We start from the raw sequence: 17571 nt of genomic DNA on the forward strand, positions 1-17571 counted from the left end.
GCACCGTGGGGGAATTTGCCTGCGCCGCCGCGAATTGCTCCTGGTACTTACGGATCGTCTTCCGGTCAACGCCCGTAATCCGGGCGATCTCCCGCTGACGTTTGCCCGCTGCGACGAGCGTGGCGATGGTTGTTTGCAGATGCGGCTTCAAGACATTCACTCCAACAACCCCTCTTCTTCATTCGAGGGGTGCAAGGTAACGTCCTGCCAGACCGCGCCAGCATCATGCTCCGCGTGTCTCTAGGTGGGGGATTTTGAGGTGCCCACAGGTGGGGGAATTTGCCCGCCCATCGGGGCGCATGTGGGGCTTTCCGTTCACGAGCGTGCTGGGCGCGCTGCTGATGCTCGGCATTCTGGCCGGCACGGCCTTTACGCGTGAATTCCGCATGACGCTGGCCTACGGCCTCGCGTTTCTCGCGGTGCTCGTCGTGGTGTATGCGCTCTGGTATCGCCGGCGTCCCGGCGCGGCGCAGCGAACCGAAGCTTCCGTCTAAACGCAAAAAAGCACGCCAGCGCGTGCTTTTTTGTTGCCGGCGCAACCGCCTGAGTCAGTGCTTGCCCGTGCTGCCGAAGCCGCCCGCGCCGCGCTCGCTCGCCTCGAAGTCGTCGACGATGTTGAACTGCGCCTGCACGACCGGCACGATCACGAGCTGCGCGAGGCGCTCCAGCGGGTTGAGCGTGAAGGTGGTGTGGCCGCGGTTCCAGGTCGAAATCATCAGTTCGCCCTGGTAGTCCGAGTCGATCAGGCCGACCAGATTGCCGAGCACGATGCCGTGCTTGTGGCCAAGGCCCGAGCGCGGCAGGATCAGCGCCGCGTAGCCCGGATCGGCCACGTGGATGGCGAGGCCCGTCGGCACGAGCTTCGTTTCGCCCGGTTCGAGCGTGATCGGCGCGTCGAGGCACGCGCGCAGGTCGAGGCCGGCGCTGCCCGGCGTGGCGTAATGGGGCAGCTGGTCGCGCATGCGCTCGTTCAGGATCTTGATGTCGATTTTCATGAAGTCAGGGTGAGGGGGCGGTGGTGGATCGCTCAGGCGCGAGGCAGCTGGAACGCCTCGGCGAGCAGTTCATAAGAGCGCAGACGAGCCTTGTAGCTGCCCGCAACGGTCAGCACGATCAGTTCGTCGGCGCGAAAGTTGTCCTTGATGGCGAGAAGGCGCTCGGTAACGCTCTCGGGCGTACCGATGACGCTGCGCGGCTTCTCGCGGTCGATCACGATCTGTTCGCGCTCGCCGTATTCCTGCGCGCGCCCTTGCTCGAGGCTCGGGATCGGCGCGTTCAGGCCGTAGGCCATCTGCACGCGGCGCAGGTCGACGGCCTTTTCGAGGTCGGCGGCCTCGGCTTCGGTGTCGGCGCAGATCGCGAACACGGCGCACGCCAGATACGGCTTCGCTTCGTGGCCAGGCTTGAAGCGGTCGAGATAGGCCTCGGCGACCAGATGCCCGAAGTGCGCGTTGATGAAGTGCGCGAACGAGAAGCGCAGCCCGAGCTGCGCGGCGAGGTTGCCGCCGAAGTCGCTCGAACCGAGCACCCAGAGTTGCGGGCGCGTCTGGATCTGCGGCTGCAGCACGACGCCGTGCGCGAGGTGGTCGGCGGGGAGTTTGCCGTCCATGAGGCCGACGAGATCCTGCACCTGCTGCGGGAACTGGTCGCCGCGGTTGTACGTGCCCGCGGCCACGGCCTGGGCCGTGCGCATGTCGCCGCCCGGCGCACGCCCGACACCGAGATCGACGCGCCCCGGAAAGAGCGCTTCGAGCATCATGAACTGCTCGGCGACCTTGAAGGCGCTGTAATAGGGCAGCATGATGCCGCCCGAACCGATGCGGATGCGTTTCGTGACGCTGCCCAAACGCGCGAGCATGACTTCGGGGCAGGGGTTGCACACGCCCAGCAGGCCGTGATGCTCGGCGCACCAGTAGCGCGTGTAGCCAAGGTCGTCGGCGAGCTGTGCCAGCTCGATGGTGGCGGCGATGGCGTCGGCCGCGCTGTGCCCGGCGATGACGGGCGACTGGTCGAGTACGGAAAGCAGTGTCATGGCAGTACTGCTCCTTGCCTGTGTTCGCGGCGCCGCACGCCGGCACACGGGTGCGCCGGCGCGAGCGTCACGAGATGATGCTCGGGTCCGGCAGACGCCGCGCGATTTCGGCGACGAGCGTCTGCGCGAGCGCCTGCTTGGCCGCGCGCGGCAGCGGCTTGCGGCCGCTCGCCTCGAACAGCACGACTTCATTGTCGTCCTGACCGAAGGTGAGCGGGCCGAGATTGCCGATCAACAGCGGCACCTTCTTGCGCGCGCGCTTTTCTTCGCCGTGCACCTCGAGGTCGCCGCTTTCGGCGGCGAAGCCCACGCAGTACGGCGGATTCGGCAAGGCGGCGACCGAGGCAAGGATGTCCGGGTTCTCGACGAACGCGAACGTCGGCATGCGGTGCTCGGCGGTCTTCTTGATCTTGTGCTCGGCGACATGGTCGACGCGCCAGTCGGCCACGGCCGCCACGCCGATGAAGACATCGGCATCGGTCGCGGCGCGCATGACCGCGTCGTACATCTGCTGGGCGGTCTGGACGTCTTCGCGATACACGCCCCACGGCGTTTCGAGCGCGACCGGGCCCGCGACCAGATGCACCTCGGCGCCTGCCTGCTGCGCGGCGCGCGCGAGTGCGAAACCCATCTTGCCGCTCGAGCGGTTGGTGATGCCGCGCACGGGATCGAGCGGCTCGAAGGTCGGGCCGGCGGTGATCAGGAGCTTGCGGCCCGCGAGCACTTTCGGCGCGAAGAACGAGACGATCGCCTCGTACACGGCCTCGGGTTCGAGCATGCGCCCGTCGCCGATCTCGCCGCACGCCTGCGGGCCGGAATCGGGGCCGAGCGTCTCGATGCCGTCCGCGCGCAGTTGCGCGACGTTGCGCTGCGTGGCCGGGTTTTGCCACATCTGCCGGTTCATCGCGGGCACGACCAGCAGCGGACAGTCGCGCGCCACGCACAGCGTGGAGAGCAGGTCGTCGGCGAAACCGTGGGCGAGCTTGGCGAGGAAGTCGGTCGAGGCGGGCGCGATCACGATGGCGTCCGCTTCCCGCGAGAGGTCGATGTGCGCCATGTTGTTGGGCACGCGGCCGTCCCACTGGCTCGTGTAGACGGGGCGGCCCGAGAGCGCCTGCATCGTGACCGGCGTGATGAACTGCGTGGCCGCCTCGGTCATCACGACCTGCACGGTCGCGCCGGCCTTGGTCAGCAGGCGCGTGAGCTCGGCGATCTTGTAGCAGGCAATGCCGCCCGTCATGCCGAGCACGAGGTGGCGGCCGGCCAGTTCGCCTGGATTTGCAGCGGACGTGTTCAAGTCACAGCTCCTTTGTCGACCGGAGTTGACGCTTTAGCGCCTGACTCCGGTTCCACGTAACGAAGTTGCGGTGCAGCCTGCACGCTCAGCGCGCGCCGCGCACGCGCCGCAGTTCGTCGAACACCAGCAGCACCGCGCCGATGCAGATCGCGCTATCGGCGAGGTTGAACGCCGGCCAGTGCCAGCCGCCCACGTGGAAATCGAGAAAGTCGATCACGTGGCCGTACAGCAGGCGGTCGATCACGTTGCCGAGTGCGCCGCCCATGATGAGCGCGAGCGCCGTGCAGAAGAGTTTCTGCGTGGCATGGCGCTTGAGCAGATAGCAGATCACGAGCGCCGCCACGACGCCGAGCGCCGTGAATGCCCAGCGCTGCCAGCCGCCTGCAGCCGACAGGAAGCTGAATGCCGCGCCCTTGTTGTAGACCAGCACGAGGTTGAAGAACGGCGTGATCACGCGGCCTTCGCCGTAGCTGAACACCTTGTTGATGGCGATTTTCGTGAGCTGATCGGCGAGGATCACGATGACCGCGACCCCCAGCCACGGCGCGAGCGTGCCGCCCGCGCCATTCGACCTGGACTGCTTCGGCAGGGTTTTTGCCATTATGCCGCGCTCCGTTTTTCACCGTCACCGAACAGATTCGCAACGCAGCGGCCGCACAGGCCCGGATGCTCCGCGTTCGCGCCGACGTCCTCGCGGTAGTGCCAGCAGCGTTCGCACTTGAGGTACTTCGAGGTGACCACTTCGACGCCTTCCTCCGCTTCGCTATCCACCTTCACGATTTCCGCCGCCGAGGTGATCAGCACGAATTTCAGGTCGTCGCCGAGCGAGGCGAGGGCGTCGTAGCGCGCGCCGCTCGCGAGAATGCGCACTTCGGCCTGCAGCGACGAGCCGATCTGGTTCGCCACACGCGCCTCTTCGAGCGCCTTCGTCACGTTGCCGCGCACTTCGCGCAGCAGCGTCCACTTGGCGATCAGCTCCGGCGCGCCTTCGACGTCCGGGAAGGCGTGGAAGGTTTCGGTGAAGATGGTTTCGCTTTGCGGCTGGAACACCTTCCACGCTTCTTCGGCCGTGAACGACAGGAACGGCGCGAGGATGCGCAACAGGCTATGCGTGATGTGATGCAGGGCCGTTTGCGCGCCTCGGCGGGCCTTCGAGTCCGCTGCGCTCGTGTAGAGGCGGTCCTTCAGCACGTCGAGATAGAAGCCGCCCAGGTCTTCCGAGCAGAACGTCTGGAGCTTGGCCACAACCGGGTGGAACTCGTAGCGGTCGTAGTGGGCGAGCACGTCGTTTTGCAGCGTATGCGTGAGCGCGACGGCGTAGCGGTCGATCTCGAGCCATTCGCTTGCGGGCAGCGCGTGCTTCTCGAAGTCGAAGTCCGAGAGGTTCGAGAGCAGGAAGCGCAGCGTGTTGCGGATACGGCGATAGCCTTCCGTCACGCGCTTGAGGATCTCTTCCGAGATGGCCAGCTCGCCCGAGTAGTCGGTCGAGGCGATCCACAAACGGATGATTTCCGCGCCCAGACGGTTCGCCACTTCGTGCGGATCGACGCCGTTGCCGAGCGACTTCGACATCTTGCGGCCTTCGCCGTCGACGGTGAAGCCGTGCGTGAGCAGCGCGTTATAGGGCGGGCGGCCGTCGAGCATCGAAGCCGTGAGCAGCGACGAGTGGAACCAGCCGCGGTGCTGGTCCGAGCCTTCCAGGTACAGATCGGCCGGGAACTGGAGTTCATCCTTGTGCGAGCCGCGCAGCACGTGCCAGTGCGTCGTGCCCGAGTCGAACCACACGTCGAGCGTGTCGCGGTTCTTCTCGTACATGTTGGCGTCGTCGCCGAGCAGCTCGCGCGGGTCGAGCGTTTGCCACGCTTCGATGCCTTCCTTTTCCACGCGCTGCGCGACCTGTTCGAGCAGCTCCAGCGTGCGCGGATGCAGCTCGCCGGTTTCCTTGTGCACGAAGAACGCCATCGGCACGCCCCATTGGCGCTGGCGCGAGAGCGTCCAATCCGGGCGGTTGGCGATCATCGAATAGAGGCGCTGCTTGCCCCACGAGGGGTAGAACGCCGTCGCCTCGATGCCTTCGAGCGCCGTTTCGCGCAGCGTCTTGCCGCCGTCCTTGGGCGTCACGTCCATGCCCGCGAACCACTGCGAGGTGGCGCGGTAGATGATCGGCGTCTTGTGGCGCCAGCAGTGCATGTAGCTGTGCAGGTACTTCTCGCTGCGCAAGAGCGTGCCGGCGGCGTCGAGTGCGTCGACGATCTTCGGGTTCGCGGCCCAGATCGAGAGGCCGCCGAACAGCGGCAGCGATTCGATGTAGCGGCCATCGCCCATCACCGGGCTGATGATGTCCGAGTCGGCCATGCCGTGCGCCTTGCACGACACGAAGTCTTCCACGCCGTAGGCCGGCGCCGAGTGCACGATGCCCGTGCCGGTGTCGGTCGTGACGTAGTCGCCGAGATAGATCGGCGAGGTGCGCTTGTAGCCCGGGTGCGCCGAGGCGAGCGGGTGATTGAAGCGCAGCAGCGAGAGCTTTTCGCCCTTCGTCGTGGCGACGATCTTGCCTTCGAGGCCGAACTCCTTCATGCACGCTTCCACGCGCTCGACGGCGAGGATCAGCAGGCCGCGTTGCGTGTCCACGAGTGCGTAGTCGATCTCCGGATGCACGTTGAGCGCCTGGTTCGACGGAATCGTCCAGGGCGTCGTGGTCCAGATCACGATGCCGCCTTCCTCGCGCGGCAGCGCGGGCAGGCCGAACGCGGCCGCCGTTTCGGCGGGTTGCGCGAACGTGAACAGCACGTCGATGGTCGGGTCGGTCTTGTCCTTGTACTCGACTTCGGCCTCAGCGAGCGCCGAGCCGCAGTCGAAGCACCAGTTCACGGGCTTGAGACCCCGGAACACATAACCCTTCTCGATGATCTTCGCGAGTGCGCGGAGCTCGCCGGCCTCGTTCACGAAGTTCATCGTCTTGTACGGGTTGTTCCAGTCGCCGAGCACGCCCAGGCGCTTGAAGCCCTTCTTTTGCGTCTCGATCTGGCCGGCCGCGTACTCGCGCGCCTTCTGCATCACTTCCTGCGCGGGCAGCGACTTGCCGAACTGCTTTTCGATCTGGATTTCGATCGGCATGCCGTGGCAGTCCCAGCCCGGCACGTAGACCGCGTCGAAGCCCGCGAGATTGCGCGCCTTGACGATCATGTCCTTGAGGATCTTGTTCACCGCGTGGCCGAGGTGAATGTCGCCGTTCGCATACGGCGGGCCGTCGTGCAGGATGAACTTCTTGCGGCCCTTCGAAGCCGCGCGGATCTTCTCGTAGACCTGGTTCTCTTCCCATTCCTTGACCCATTGCGGCTCGCGCTTGGGCAGGTCGCCGCGCATCGGGAACGGGGTGTCGAGCAGATTGACGGGATATTTGGATTCGGTCTTCTGCGGCTTGCCGGAGGATGCTTTCTTGTCGCTCATGGTGAGATCACGTGGAATTCGGGGGATGCATGGCGTCAGCGTTGCGGCCGATGCCGCGCAACCGTCGCCTCGGGCGCTGCATGCCGTGCTTTGAGCACGCGGCGCCTGGGGGCGGGGCAGCCCGCGTATGCGGGCCGCGGGTCACCTAATTCGGTCGGTGGCCGAGGTGGCAAAGCCGGTGGATGCGCCGCCGGCCACGTTTGCGCCCGCGGCGGCGAACCACGCGCGGGTGTTCGCCACGTCGCGAGCGATCGCGGCGGTGAGCGTTTCGAGGTCGGGAAACTTCTCCTCGTCACGCAGCTTCTTGAGAAACTCGACGCGCACGAGCTTGCCATAGGCGTCACCGTGCCAGTCGAGCAGATGCACTTCGAGCAACACGCGGCCCGAGTCGTCCACGGTCGGGCGCAGGCCGAGGCTCGCGACGCCCGGCAGCGGATGGTCGGCAATGCCATGCACCATCACGACGAAGATACCCTTGAGCGCCGGCCGCTTGTGGCCGATCAGCAGGTTCATCGTCGGGAAGCCAAGGTCGCGCCCGAGCTTCAGGCCGTGCGTGACGTGCGCGCTGATGTGGTAGCCGCGACCCAGCGAAGCGCGCGCGGCATCGAGGTCGCCCGCGTGCAGTTGCGCACGCACGGCGGAGCTGGAAATGCGCACGCCCGAAGGATCGGCCACGGTCGCCATCTGCTCGACTTCGAAGCCGTGCTGCGCGCCCGCGGCCTGCAGCGAAGCGAAGTCGCCCGCGCGCTTCGCGCCGTAGCGGAAGTCGTCGCCGATCATCATCCAGCGCGCGTGCAGCCCGCCCACGATGATGCGCTCGACGAACGCCTCGGGCGACTGGCTCGCAAACGTGTGGTTGAAATGCTCGACCACCACGCGGTCCACGCCGTTCTCGCGCAGCGCCTCGAGCTTGTCGCGCAGCATGGCGATGCGCGGCGGGGCGCTGGCCGGGTTGAAGAACTCGCGCGGATGCGGCTCGAAGGTCATCACGCAGACGGGCAGGCCGCGCGCGTCGGCTGCCGCGCGCACGCGCGCGAGCAATGCCTGATGCCCGCGGTGGACACCGTCGAAATTGCCGATGGTCAGCGCGCAGGGCGCGCGGCTCTCGGCATTGGGAAGACCGCGGAAGACTCTCACGATAGCGGAACCTGGTGGAACCTCGAAAAGCGCGCTGGCGCAGCACGCGTGCTAATGATCGACTGCTGACCGGGTGACCTGGCCACTCGCGGCCCCAAGGACCGCGACGAAACAGAAGATTATAAACGCACGAAGCGACGATCGCCGCCGCACGAGCGTTGAGCAGGCCCCCCGATGATAAAATCCGCGGATGAAAAATCTCGTCATCCTGATTTCGGGGCGGGGCAGCAACATGGAAGCCATCGTGCGCGCTTGCGCGCAGGAAGCTTGGGGCGCGCGCATCGCCGCCGTGATTGCCAACCGTCCTGACGCCGCGGGCCTCGCGTTCGCGGCTTCGAACGGCATTGCCACGGCGGTCGTCGATCACCGCCAGTTTCCCGATCGCGCCAGCTTCGACACGGCGCTCGCTCAAGTCATCGACGGCTACGCGCCGGACCTCGTCGTGCTGGCGGGCTTTATGCGCGTGCTGACCGAATCCTTTGTCGGCCATTATGCGGGTCGGATGCTCAATATCCATCCCTCGCTGCTGCCGATGTTTCCGGGCCTCAAGACGCACCAGCAGGCGCTCGACGCCGGTTGCCGCGTGCACGGCGCAACGGTGCATTTCGTCACGCCCACGCTCGATCATGGTCCGATCGTCGGGCAGTCGGTGGTTCCGGTGCGCGCGGGAGACGACGCCGCGGCGCTGGCCGCGCGCGTGCTCAAGACCGAACATTTGATGTATCCGCGCGCGGTGCGCTGGTTCGTCGAAGGGCGCCTCGCGCTCGACGGCGAACGCGTGACGCTCACGCCGGGCGAGCCACAGTGGCTCTTCTTTGACGACTCGCAAGCCGCCGGGGAGGGCGCATGAGACTGCATGGTTTTCTGATTGGACAGACCGAAACGTTGCTCGCCGACGTCCTGAAATTCACGGGCCCGGCCGACGCCGTGACGAGCCGCTTCTTCCGCGAGCATCCGAAGCTCGGCCACGCCGAGCGCGGTGTGATCGCCGAAGCCGTGTTCGCGGTGCTGCGCCGGCGCATGGAGTTCGCGCACCTGGCCGAAAGCGGCACGGGCAGCCCGACGCGCCGCCTCACGCTGCTCGGCCTCATGGCGACGGCGGGCCGCTCGGCGATCCGTCCGTTCGTTTCCGACGCCGAGGCGACCTGGCTCGAGCACGTCGCGAAGATCGACCCGGCGAGCCTGCCGCAGCGCGTGCAGCTGAATCTGCCGGAGTGGATCATGAAGGCGCTGGAAACGCGCTTTGAGCCCGCCGAACTCGCGCAACTGGCCGCCGCGCTCAACTACCCGGCGCCGCTCGATCTGCGCGCCAATCCCATCAAGGCGAGTCGCGAGGAGCTGATCCGCTCGCTCTCCGAGTCGGGCATCGAAGGCGGCGAAACGCCTTTCGCGCCGTTCGGCGTACGCGTGACGGGCAAGCCTGCCCTCTCGAAACTCGACTCGTTCAAGAACGGCTGGTTCGAGGTGCAGGACGAGGGCAGCCAGCTGCTGTGCACGCTCCTCGCGCCGCGCCGCGGCGAGATGGTCGTGGACTTCTGTGCGGGCGCGGGCGGCAAGACGCTGGCGCTCGGCGCGATGATGCGCTCGACGGGCCGTCTCTACGCCTTCGACGTGTCCGACCGGCGTCTCGCCAAGCTCAAGCCGCGCCTCGCGCGCAGCGGCCTGTCGAACGTCAATCCGGTGCTGATCGACAGCGAGCACGACGCCAAGATCAAGCGGCTGATCGGCAAGATCGACCGTGTGCTCGTGGATGCGCCGTGCTCGGGCCTTGGCACCCTGCGCCGCAACCCCGACCTCAAGTGGCGCCAGTCGCCGGAATCGATCGCCGAGCTCGCGCCCAAGCAGCTTTCGATTCTCACGAGCGCGGCGCGCCTGCTCAAGCGCGGCGGCCGCCTCGTCTACGCGACCTGCAGCATCCTCGAAGCCGAGAACGAAGCGGTCGTGAAGCAGTTCCTCGAGGCGCACCCCGAGTTCGTGCTGGTGAGCGCGCGCGACGTTCTGGCCGAGCAGCGCGTGGGCCTCGACACGGGCGACTACCTCTCGCTATGGCCGCACCGCCACGCAACCGACGGCTTCTTCGCGGCCGTGCTGGAGCGTCGCGGCGAAGCCAAGCCGAAGACGAAGGCCGCCGGCGCGCAGACGACGCCCGAAGAGGCTGCAGCGGAGCAAGAGGCCTCTGACGCGATCGCGAAGGCGCAGGAGAGCGAAGCCGCCGAGCCGGACGCTGCGCTGGAGTAAAGCGCGCGGCGGGTGCGAGGCTTGCGGGATCGTCCGGCGGGGAGAAGCCGGGCGGTCCGCGATAGTCGCGTTGGCCGACCGCTCGTTGCGTATTGGCGACATCATCAGCGCGGAAAGTATTCAGGGCTGGATGACGTATCACATCGCGACCCGTTTTCCCGCGAACGCAATATCGCATCGAATAATCAGGCGACGCCGTGCAACTCGAACTAGGATTCTGAATAGAGTGCGCGGAACATGGGATTGCCGTGAAAGACTAGATGGGGTCAGATATCACGGAAAGTGCCAGTTGAGGTGCGGCAAAGCGCCTCGAAACGTCCTTCAGATGTTGACGCCGTAACCAATAAAGAAAAAAATCTCCCTTTGTTACAAACACTTGGAACGGTTCTAGTAGAATGCCGTCCAACCGCATCTAGTCGCTTTCACTTTCTTGACACTGGCGCCTGGCTGAAAGGCCGACGCGCTTCGCTTCACAGGTAAATGCCTTGTTGAACTCCCTGCTTGATTTCCTCGCCCACGGGGTGCTCCATTTCTCGTGGTGGCAGATCGTGCTGTTCGCGGCGGTGGTCACCCACATCACGATTATCGGCGTGACGGTGTACCTGCACCGCTGCCAGGCGCACCGCGCCCTGGATCTGCATCCCATTGCGAGCCACTTTTTCCGCTTCTGGCTGTGGATGACCACGGGCATGCTGACGGGCCAGTGGGCCGCGATCCACCGCAAGCACCACGCCAAGTGCGAAACGGAAGAAGATCCGCACAGCCCGCAAACGCGCGGCATCTGGAAGGTGCTGCTCGAAGGCGCCGAACTCTATCGCGCCGAAGCGAAAAACGAAGAAACGCTGCGCCGCTTCAGCCACGGCACGCCCAACGACTGGATGGAGCGCAACGTCTACACGCGCTACCCCATTCTCGGCGTGAGCATCATGATGGTGATCGACGTCGCGCTGTTCGGCGCGGTCGGCCTCACCGTGTGGGCCGTGCAGATGGCGTGGATCCCGTTCTGGGCTGCGGGCGTCGTGAACGGCCTCGGTCACTTCTGGGGCTACCGCAACTTCAATTCGTCTGACGCAAGCACGAACCTTCTGCCGTTCGGCATCATCATCGGCGGCGAAGAACTGCACAACAACCACCACACGTTCGCCACTTCCGCGAAGCTGTCGAACAAGTGGTACGAGTTCGACATCGGCTGGATGTACATCCGCATGATGCAGGCCGTTGGTCTCGCCAAGGTGAAGAAGGTCGCGCCTACCCCGCGTCTCGCCAAGGGCAAGCTCGTGGCCGATCACGAAACGCTGCAGGCCGTGCTCTCGAACCGCTATGAAGTCATGGCGAGCTACGCGAAGGCCGTGAAGCAGGCCTATCGCCAGGAACTGGCGCACCTGAAGGAAGTGGGCGAGCGCGAGAAGTACAAGGTCATGCGCGGCGCGCGCAAGTGGTTCGACAAGGAAGAAGCCAGCCTGAACGAACCGCAAAAGCGCCAGCTGCCGCAAATCTTCGCGAACAGCCAGAAGCTGCGCACGTTCATCGAACTGCGCAACGAACTCGCGACAATCTGGGAGCGTTCGAGCGCCTCGCGCGAACAACTGCTCACGCAGCTCCAGGATTGGTGCCATCGCGCTGAACAAAGCGGAATCAAGGCGCTGCAGGAATTCGCTTCGCGCCTGCGCCGTTACGCTTGATCGGCCTGATCGTCCCGAGCGGATTTTGGCCCCTCAGTGAGGCGTAAGAAAATCCTTTAGAATGACGAGACGTCACAAAACCCCGCGCTGGCGGGGTTTTTCTTTTTGGGCCGCAAAAAAGCCGGAGTCCCCACAATGGCTTCAATGGCGCGGCGATCGGTAGGGGCAGGAGATGATGAGTCAGGCGATCAGGAAGGTCGAATATGACCGGCCGCAGGGTGCCGTCTGCAGCGTTGGACAAGCTTGGGCACGCGTGCCCGATGCGCCGTCCGCTGCAGAACGCGTTGCAATGAAGGAGCGGATTCGCGCGTTGCTCAAGCGCGAGAAGGCGGTGCTTGTCGCGCACTATTATGTGGATCCTGAGTTGCAGGAGCTGGCCGACGAAACCGGCGGCTGCGTGGCCGATTCGCTCGAGATGGCGCGCTTTGGCCGCGACCACGAAGCGCAGACGCTCGTCGTCGCGGGCGTGCGCTTCATGGGCGAGACGGCGAAGATTCTGAGTCCGAACAAGCGCATTCTCATGCCCGACCTCGACGCGACGTGCTCGCTCGATCTCGGCTGCCCCATCGACGAATTCTCGGCGTTCTGCGACGAGCATCCGGACCGCACCGTGGTCGTCTATGCGAATACGAGCGCGGCCGTGAAAGCGCGCGCGGACTGGATGGTCACGTCATCCATCGGTCTCGAGATCGTCGCCGACCTGCACGCGAAGGGCGAAAAAATCCTGTGGGCGCCGGACCGGCACCTGGGCGGCTACATCCAGAAGAAGACCGGCGCGGACATGTTGCTGTGGCAAGGCTCCTGCCTCGTGCACGACGAATTCAAGGGCATCGAACTCGATCTGCTGCGCGCCGAATATCCGGACGCCAAGATTCTCGTCCACCCTGAATCGCCTGAGAGCGTGGTCGCGCTCGCGGACGTGGTCGGCTCGACCACGCAGTTGATCGACGCGGCCGTGAAGCTCGACGCGCAACGCTTCATCGTCGCGACCGATCTCGGCATTCTGCACAAGATGCGTCTCGCGGCGCCTGGCAAGACCTTCATCGAAGCGCCCACGGCCGGCAACAGCGCCACCTGCAAGAGCTGCGCGCATTGCCCGTGGATGGCCATGAACGGTCTGGCGAATCTCGCCGACGTGCTGGAGCGCGGTCACAACGAGATCCACGTCGACAGCGCGATCGGTGAGCGTGCGCGCCTGCCGATCGATCGCATGCTGGCGTTCGCGGCCGAGCACAAGCGCCGCGTGCAGGCGAGTGGCGACCTCGCGCGCGACACCGCGCTGTTCTCGCAAGTGGGGGCGGCGTAAATGGGCGCACTCGAATTGCTCGCAGTCGATGCCGTTTCGCCCGTGCTCGATGAAGTGCGCTCGCAGTACGGCGCGGCGTTCGACGCCGCGATCGCACGCAACGTGGCCGACGCGCTCGCAGAAGACGTGGGCCCCGGCGACCAGACCGGCCGCCTCGTGCCCGCAGATGAAATTCGCGACGCGCGCATCATCGTGCGCGAAGAAGCGGTGCTGTGCGGCGTGCTCTGGTTCGACGGCGTGGTGAAGCAGGTCGATCCGCGCATCGAGGTGCGCTGGCATTATCGCGAAGGCGACCGCATGGCCGCCGACACGACCGTCTGCTCGCTGTGCGGTCCGGCGCGCTCGCTGCTCACGGCCGAGCGCAACGCGATGAACTTCCTGCAGCTGCTTTCGGGCGTGGCGAGCGTGACGCGCCGCTACGTCGACATGGTCGCGCACACCCGCACGCGCATTCTGGACACGCGCAAGACGATGCCCGGCCTGCGCCTCGCGCAGAAGTACGCGGTGCGCGTGGGCGGCGGCGCCAATCAGCGTCTCGCGCTTTACGACGGCATCCTGATCAAGGAGAACCACATTGCTGCGGCAGGCGGCGTGGGGGCGGCGATGCACGCTGCGCTCGCGCTCGATGCAGGCGTGCCGATCCAGATCGAAGTCGAGACGCTCGAACAGCTCGACGCGGCGCTCGCGCACGGCGCGAAGTCGGTGCTGCTCGACAACTTCTCGTTCGACATGATGCGCGACGCGGTGAAGCTCACGGCGGGGCGTGCGGTGCTCGAAGTCTCGGGCGGCGTGAACGTCGACACGGTGCGCACGATCGCGGAAACGGGCGTGGACCAGGTGTCGATTGGCGCGCTGACGAAGGACGTGCGCGCGACCGATTTTTCGATGCGTATTGTCTGAAGCCGCGAGTTCGCCAGGCTGAACCAGAACGAAAAAGGCCGCCTCGCGATGAGGCGGCCTTTGTTTTTGCGGTGCGTTTAATTCGTTAGGCTCAGGAAACCGTGCGATTGCGTACGTGCTCCGGAGCGAGCACGGTCGGCAGCGCCTTGGGCAGCGAGTTCGGCCAGTCGCGGCTGTAGTGCAGGCCACGGCTCTCGCGGCGCGAGCGCGCACTTTCCACGATCAGCGAAGCGACTTCGACGAGGTTGCGCAATTCGAGCAGATCGCGCGTGACGCGGAAATTCGCGTAGTACTCGAGGATTTCATCGCGCAGCAGGGCGATGCGATGTTGCGCGCGCTCGAGCCGCTTGTCGGTGCGCACGATGCCGACGTAATTCCACATCAGCCGGCGCAGCTCGTCCCAGTTGTGGGCAACCACGACTTCCTCGTCGGAATCGGAGACGCGGCTTTCGTCCCAGTCGGGCAGCGGCGCATGCGCGCCCGCGCCGAAGCCTTCCGCCTCGATCGCCTCGGCCGCCGAGCGGCCGATCACGAGGCACTCGAGCAACGAATTGCTCGCGAGGCGGTTCGCGCCGTGCAGGCCCGTGTACGACGTCTCGCCCACAGCGTAGAGGCCCGCGAGATCGGTACGCCCGGCCAGGTCGGTGACGACGCCGCCGCAGGTGTAGTGCGCGGCGGGCACCACGGGAATCGGCTCCTTCGTGATGTCGATGCCGAATTCGCGGCAGCGCGCGAGGATGGTCGGGAAGTGCTCTTCGAGAAATGCCGGCGGCTGATGGCTGATGTCGAGATGCACGCAGTCGATGCCGTGCCGCTTGATCTCGAAGTCGATCGCGCGGGCGACGATGTCGCGCGGCGCCAGCTCGGCGCGTGCGTCGTGCGCGGGCATGAAGCGGGTGCCGTCGGGCAGGCGCAGTACGCCGCCTTCGCCGCGCACGGCTTCCGAAATCAGAAACGACTTGGCGTGCGGGTGGAAGAGGCAGGTGGGGTGGAACTGGATGAACTCCATGTTCGCCACACGGCAGCCCGCGCGCCACGCCATGGCGATGCCGTCGCCGGTGGCCGTGTCGGGATTCGTCGTGTACAGGTAGACCTTGCCCGCGCCGCCCGTGGCGAGCACCGTGTGCGGCGCCTGGATCGTCACCGTGCGGTCGTTCTTCAGATCGAGCGCATAGAGGCCGTGGCAACGACGGCCCGGCAGGCCCAGCCGGTCGGACGTGATGACGTCGATCGCCTGATGGTCTTCGAGGATCGTGATGTTCGGGTGGGAGCGCGCACGCTCGAGCAGCGTTTGCACGACCGCGTGGCCGGTGGCGTCGGCGGCGTGGATGATGCGGCGATGGCTGTGACCGCCTTCGCGCGTGAGGTGAAAGCCGAGTTCGGCGGCGGCGTCCTTCGTGAACGGCACGTCCTGGGCGATCAGCCATTCGATGGCCTCGCGGCCATGCTCGACGATGTAGCGCGTGGCCGCCTCGTCGCACAGGCCGCCGCCGGCGACGAGCGTATCGTCAACGTGGTTCTCCACGCTGTCGGCCGAATCGAGCACGGCGGCAATGCCGCCCTGCGCGCGGTCGCTCGCGCCTTCGTTCATCGCGCGCTTGGCGATCACCACGACGCGACGCGTGCTGGCGAGATTCAGCGCGACGCTCAGTCCTGCGAGGCCGCTGCCGACGATCGCTACATCGAAATTCATGATCCTGCTTCTCCGTCTCTCTTGTTCTACGCCATCTGGCCGCCGCGTTTGCCACGGTCCCGCGCTGTCATGGCATATGACACGCGTGTGGCAGCCGGTATAAAGCGGGAAGCATACTCCGAGAGCGGAGCGAACGGATAGCGCCAGTTTGGGCGCCGCCGTTAAAACACCTTTGCATGGCGCGAACCGAGGCAGGGCGGGCGCGCAAAAAGAAAAACCCCGCTAAAAAGCGGGGTTTTTCTGTCTTCGTCAGGCTTGGAACCCGATCAATTACTTGATCTTGGTTTCCTTGTACTCGACGTGCTTGCGAACAACCGGGTCGAACTTCTTGATCGACATCTTTTCCGGCATGTTGCGCTTGTTCTTCGTGGTCGTGTAGAAGTGACCCGTACCTGCGGTCGATTCCAGCTTGATCTTGTCGCGGACGCCCTTGGCCATGATTTACTCCTTACAGTTCGCCGCGTGCACGCAGGTCTGCGAGCACGGAATCGATGCCGTTCTTGTCGATCAGGCGCAGGCCTGCGTTCGAGATGCGCAGACGCACCCAACGGTTTTCGCTTTCAACCCAGAAACGGCGGTTTTGCAGATTCGGGAGGAAACGGCGCTTGGTTTTGTTGTTAGCGTGGGAAACGTTGTTGCCGCTCATCGGCGCTTTCCCAGTGACTTGGCATACACGTGCCATGAGACACTCCTACGGAAATTCTGAGTTCGAGAGCCGCTTAAGTTTCCCAGGCGAGAAATGGCCGGAATAAGAGCGCGCTCACGTATGGATGAGAGACAACCTCGAACCCAGGCCATATTTCCCCTGGAACGCCTCGATGGGCTTCGGAACAGGGTTGGAAATAGGCAAACCGCAATTCTAGCAGAAAAAAGCCTGGAAAATCAAACTCGATTTGCACATGTTGTTGCGCGCCGCCGCATCTGTCGCCTGTGGCGCCTCAGCTCCAGCCATGGCGCGCGAAGGAAAACGTCTCCCGGGTGCCAATGACCAGGTGATCGATGAGCTGAACCTCCACGAGCGCCAGCGTTTCGCGCAACACCCGCGTGAGGCGCCGGTCGCTCGCGCTCGGCTGCACCGCGCCCGAAGGGTGATTATGGGCGACGATCAGACTCGCGGCATTGAGCGTCAGCGCGCGCCGCACGATCTCACGAGGATACACCGCCATGCGCGTGAGCGAGCCGCGCGAGCTTTCCTCCGAGCGGATCAGCCGATGCCGCGCGTCCAGAAAGAGGCAAACGAACACCTCGTGCGGCCGCCCGCCGATCAGGAGGCGCAAATAGTCCTCGACCGCGCCGGGGGAGTCGACGAGCGGCTTGTCGTCGAGCGCCTGCGCAAGCGCCCGCCGCGCGAGTTCCGTCACCGCTTGCAGCATCGCGGCTTTTGCGGGCCCGATGCCGCGCAGGGCCTCGAATTCTTCTGGCGGCGCGTCGAGCATGGCGCGCAGCGAGCCGAATTGGGCCAGGAGTGTGCGAGCGACCTCGAAGACATCGTGGCCCGGCAAGCCAAAGCCGAGCAGGATCGCGAGCAACTCCACATCCGACAGCGCGGCCGCGCCGGCCGTGCGCAGTCGCTCGCGGGGCATGTCGCGGCGTGGTGCCGCAGGCGCTGCGTTCTCGCGGGCCGACAGCGCAGGCGCAGCCGGCACGGGGAGGGCGCCGCCAGGGGTATCGGGCGCCGTGTCCAGCACGCAGGCAGGTTCCCTCATGGCAATCTCCACAGACAAATAAGGCGTGCGCGGCGCCCGCGAGTGCGCGCGTTGGCAGTGCACAATCGTGCCGCGACCGCCTCGGCCAAGTGGCTTACAATAGATGCTTTCCGGTTGCCCGAGGCAGGCC

At 65.5% G+C, this 17571-nt stretch carries 17 protein-coding genes; 6 read left to right on the forward strand and 11 right to left on the reverse strand.

The genetic code is table 11. The features are described from left to right. The coding region (locus tag E1N52_RS26495) for a helix-turn-helix domain-containing protein (RefSeq protein ID WP_165979410.1) at positions 1 to 160 on the reverse strand (160 nt) is incomplete at its 3' end. A 109-nt stretch (positions 161 to 269) separates the two neighbouring features. Between E1N52_RS26495 and E1N52_RS26505 the strand changes: the two genes are divergently transcribed. Continuing rightward, on the forward strand, positions 270 to 494 hold the full coding sequence (locus E1N52_RS26505; protein ID WP_165979449.1) for a hypothetical protein: 225 nt from the start codon (positions 270 to 272) through the stop codon (positions 492 to 494). A gap of 54 nt (positions 495 to 548) precedes the next feature. Here E1N52_RS26505 and dut read toward each other — a convergent pair whose 3' ends face one another. From dut to E1N52_RS26535, 6 genes are all read right to left on the reverse strand, one after another. After that, the gene (gene dut / locus E1N52_RS26510) at positions 549 to 995 is read right to left on the reverse strand and encodes a dUTP diphosphatase (protein ID WP_028205273.1); all 447 of its coding nucleotides are present in this window, start codon (positions 993 to 995) and stop codon (positions 549 to 551) included. Between the two features lie 32 nt (positions 996 to 1027). Then, positions 1028 to 2032: an LLM class flavin-dependent oxidoreductase gene (locus E1N52_RS26515; protein ID WP_133185777.1), complete on the reverse strand. Its 1005-nt coding sequence runs from the start codon at positions 2030 to 2032 to the stop codon at positions 1028 to 1030. 67 nt (positions 2033 to 2099) lie between these two features. Beyond that, on the reverse strand, positions 2100 to 3329 hold the full coding sequence (gene coaBC / locus E1N52_RS26520; RefSeq protein WP_281282739.1) for a bifunctional phosphopantothenoylcysteine decarboxylase/phosphopantothenate--cysteine ligase CoaBC: 1230 nt from the start codon (positions 3327 to 3329) through the stop codon (positions 2100 to 2102). Between the two features lie 85 nt (positions 3330 to 3414). Continuing rightward, positions 3415 to 3930, reverse strand: a complete 516-nt coding sequence (lspA, locus tag E1N52_RS26525; protein WP_133185778.1) for a signal peptidase II — start codon at positions 3928 to 3930, stop codon at positions 3415 to 3417. Continuing rightward, the gene (gene ileS / locus E1N52_RS26530; RefSeq protein WP_133185779.1) at positions 3930 to 6779 is read right to left on the reverse strand and encodes an isoleucine--tRNA ligase; all 2850 of its coding nucleotides are present in this window, start codon (positions 6777 to 6779) and stop codon (positions 3930 to 3932) included. Before ileS ends, lspA begins: the two co-directional genes overlap by 1 nt. Positions 6780 to 6920: 141 nt before the next feature. After that, on the reverse strand, positions 6921 to 7916 hold the full coding sequence (locus E1N52_RS26535) for a bifunctional riboflavin kinase/FAD synthetase (protein WP_133185780.1): 996 nt from the start codon (positions 7914 to 7916) through the stop codon (positions 6921 to 6923). Between the two features lie 190 nt (positions 7917 to 8106). Here E1N52_RS26535 and purN point away from each other — a divergent pair, with 190 nt between their 5' ends. The 5 genes from purN (at position 8107) to nadC (ending at position 14042) form a co-directional block, all read left to right on the forward strand. Then, complete coding sequence (gene purN / locus E1N52_RS26540; RefSeq protein ID WP_133185781.1) at positions 8107 to 8766, forward strand: phosphoribosylglycinamide formyltransferase; 660 nt, start codon at positions 8107 to 8109, stop codon at positions 8764 to 8766. Continuing rightward, complete coding sequence (locus tag E1N52_RS26545; RefSeq protein ID WP_133185782.1) at positions 8763 to 10154, forward strand: RsmB/NOP family class I SAM-dependent RNA methyltransferase; 1392 nt, start codon at positions 8763 to 8765, stop codon at positions 10152 to 10154. Before purN ends, E1N52_RS26545 begins: the two co-directional genes overlap by 4 nt. Before the next feature lie 485 nt (positions 10155 to 10639). Then, complete coding sequence (locus tag E1N52_RS26550) at positions 10640 to 11836, forward strand: DesA family fatty acid desaturase (protein ID WP_133185783.1); 1197 nt, start codon at positions 10640 to 10642, stop codon at positions 11834 to 11836. Between the two features lie 175 nt (positions 11837 to 12011). Then, positions 12012 to 13142: a quinolinate synthase NadA gene (nadA, locus tag E1N52_RS26555; protein ID WP_133185784.1), complete on the forward strand. Its 1131-nt coding sequence runs from the start codon at positions 12012 to 12014 to the stop codon at positions 13140 to 13142. Beyond that, a complete protein-coding gene (gene nadC, locus E1N52_RS26560) occupies positions 13143 to 14042 on the forward strand; it encodes a carboxylating nicotinate-nucleotide diphosphorylase (protein ID WP_133185785.1) in 900 nt (299 codons plus the stop codon). 91 nt (positions 14043 to 14133) lie between these two features. Here the strand turns inward: nadC and nadB are convergent, their stop codons facing one another. The 4 genes from nadB to radC form a co-directional block, all read right to left on the reverse strand. Further along, positions 14134 to 15735, reverse strand: coding sequence for an L-aspartate oxidase (gene nadB, locus E1N52_RS26565; protein WP_133185786.1), 1602 nt, complete (start codon positions 15733 to 15735; stop codon positions 14134 to 14136). A gap of 270 nt (positions 15736 to 16005) precedes the next feature. Continuing rightward, positions 16006 to 16173 (reverse strand): 50S ribosomal protein L33, encoded by a 168-nt coding sequence (rpmG, locus tag E1N52_RS26570; RefSeq protein WP_027794136.1) that lies wholly within the window; start codon positions 16171 to 16173, stop codon positions 16006 to 16008. Positions 16174 to 16183: 10 nt separating this feature from the next. Next, positions 16184 to 16417, reverse strand: a complete 234-nt coding sequence (gene rpmB, locus E1N52_RS26575; RefSeq protein ID WP_027794135.1) for a 50S ribosomal protein L28 — start codon at positions 16415 to 16417, stop codon at positions 16184 to 16186. 256 nt (positions 16418 to 16673) lie between these two features. After that, the gene (radC, locus tag E1N52_RS26580) at positions 16674 to 17441 is read right to left on the reverse strand and encodes a RadC family protein (RefSeq protein WP_133185787.1); all 768 of its coding nucleotides are present in this window, start codon (positions 17439 to 17441) and stop codon (positions 16674 to 16676) included. Between the last annotated feature and the right edge of the window lie 130 nt (positions 17442 to 17571).

It is taken from the genome of Paraburkholderia guartelaensis (assembly GCF_004353905.1).
Lineage (GTDB): Bacteria > Pseudomonadota > Gammaproteobacteria > Burkholderiales > Burkholderiaceae > Paraburkholderia > Paraburkholderia guartelaensis.

Coding starts and splice junctions, on each gene's coding strand:
- dut (WP_028205273.1), bottom strand. CDS start 995: ATGAAAATCGACATCAAGATCCTGAACGAGCGCATGCGCGACCAGCTG.
- E1N52_RS26515 (WP_133185777.1), bottom strand. CDS start 2,032: ATGACACTGCTTTCCGTACTCGACCAGTCGCCCGTCATCGCCGGGCAC.
- lspA (WP_133185778.1), bottom strand. CDS start 3,930: ATGGCAAAAACCCTGCCGAAGCAGTCCAGGTCGAATGGCGCGGGCGGC.
- ileS (WP_133185779.1), bottom strand. CDS start 6,779: ATGAGCGACAAGAAAGCATCCTCCGGCAAGCCGCAGAAGACCGAATCC.
- purN (WP_133185781.1), top strand. CDS start 8,107: ATGAAAAATCTCGTCATCCTGATTTCGGGGCGGGGCAGCAACATGGAA.
- E1N52_RS26545 (WP_133185782.1), top strand. CDS start 8,763: ATGAGACTGCATGGTTTTCTGATTGGACAGACCGAAACGTTGCTCGCC.
- nadA (WP_133185784.1), top strand. CDS start 12,012: ATGAGTCAGGCGATCAGGAAGGTCGAATATGACCGGCCGCAGGGTGCC.
- nadC (WP_133185785.1), top strand. CDS start 13,143: ATGGGCGCACTCGAATTGCTCGCAGTCGATGCCGTTTCGCCCGTGCTC.
- nadB (WP_133185786.1), bottom strand. CDS start 15,735: ATGAATTTCGATGTAGCGATCGTCGGCAGCGGCCTCGCAGGACTGAGC.
- rpmG (WP_027794136.1), bottom strand. CDS start 16,173: ATGGCCAAGGGCGTCCGCGACAAGATCAAGCTGGAATCGACCGCAGGT.
- rpmB (WP_027794135.1), bottom strand. CDS start 16,417: ATGGCACGTGTATGCCAAGTCACTGGGAAAGCGCCGATGAGCGGCAAC.
- radC (WP_133185787.1), bottom strand. CDS start 17,441: ATGAGGGAACCTGCCTGCGTGCTGGACACGGCGCCCGATACCCCTGGC.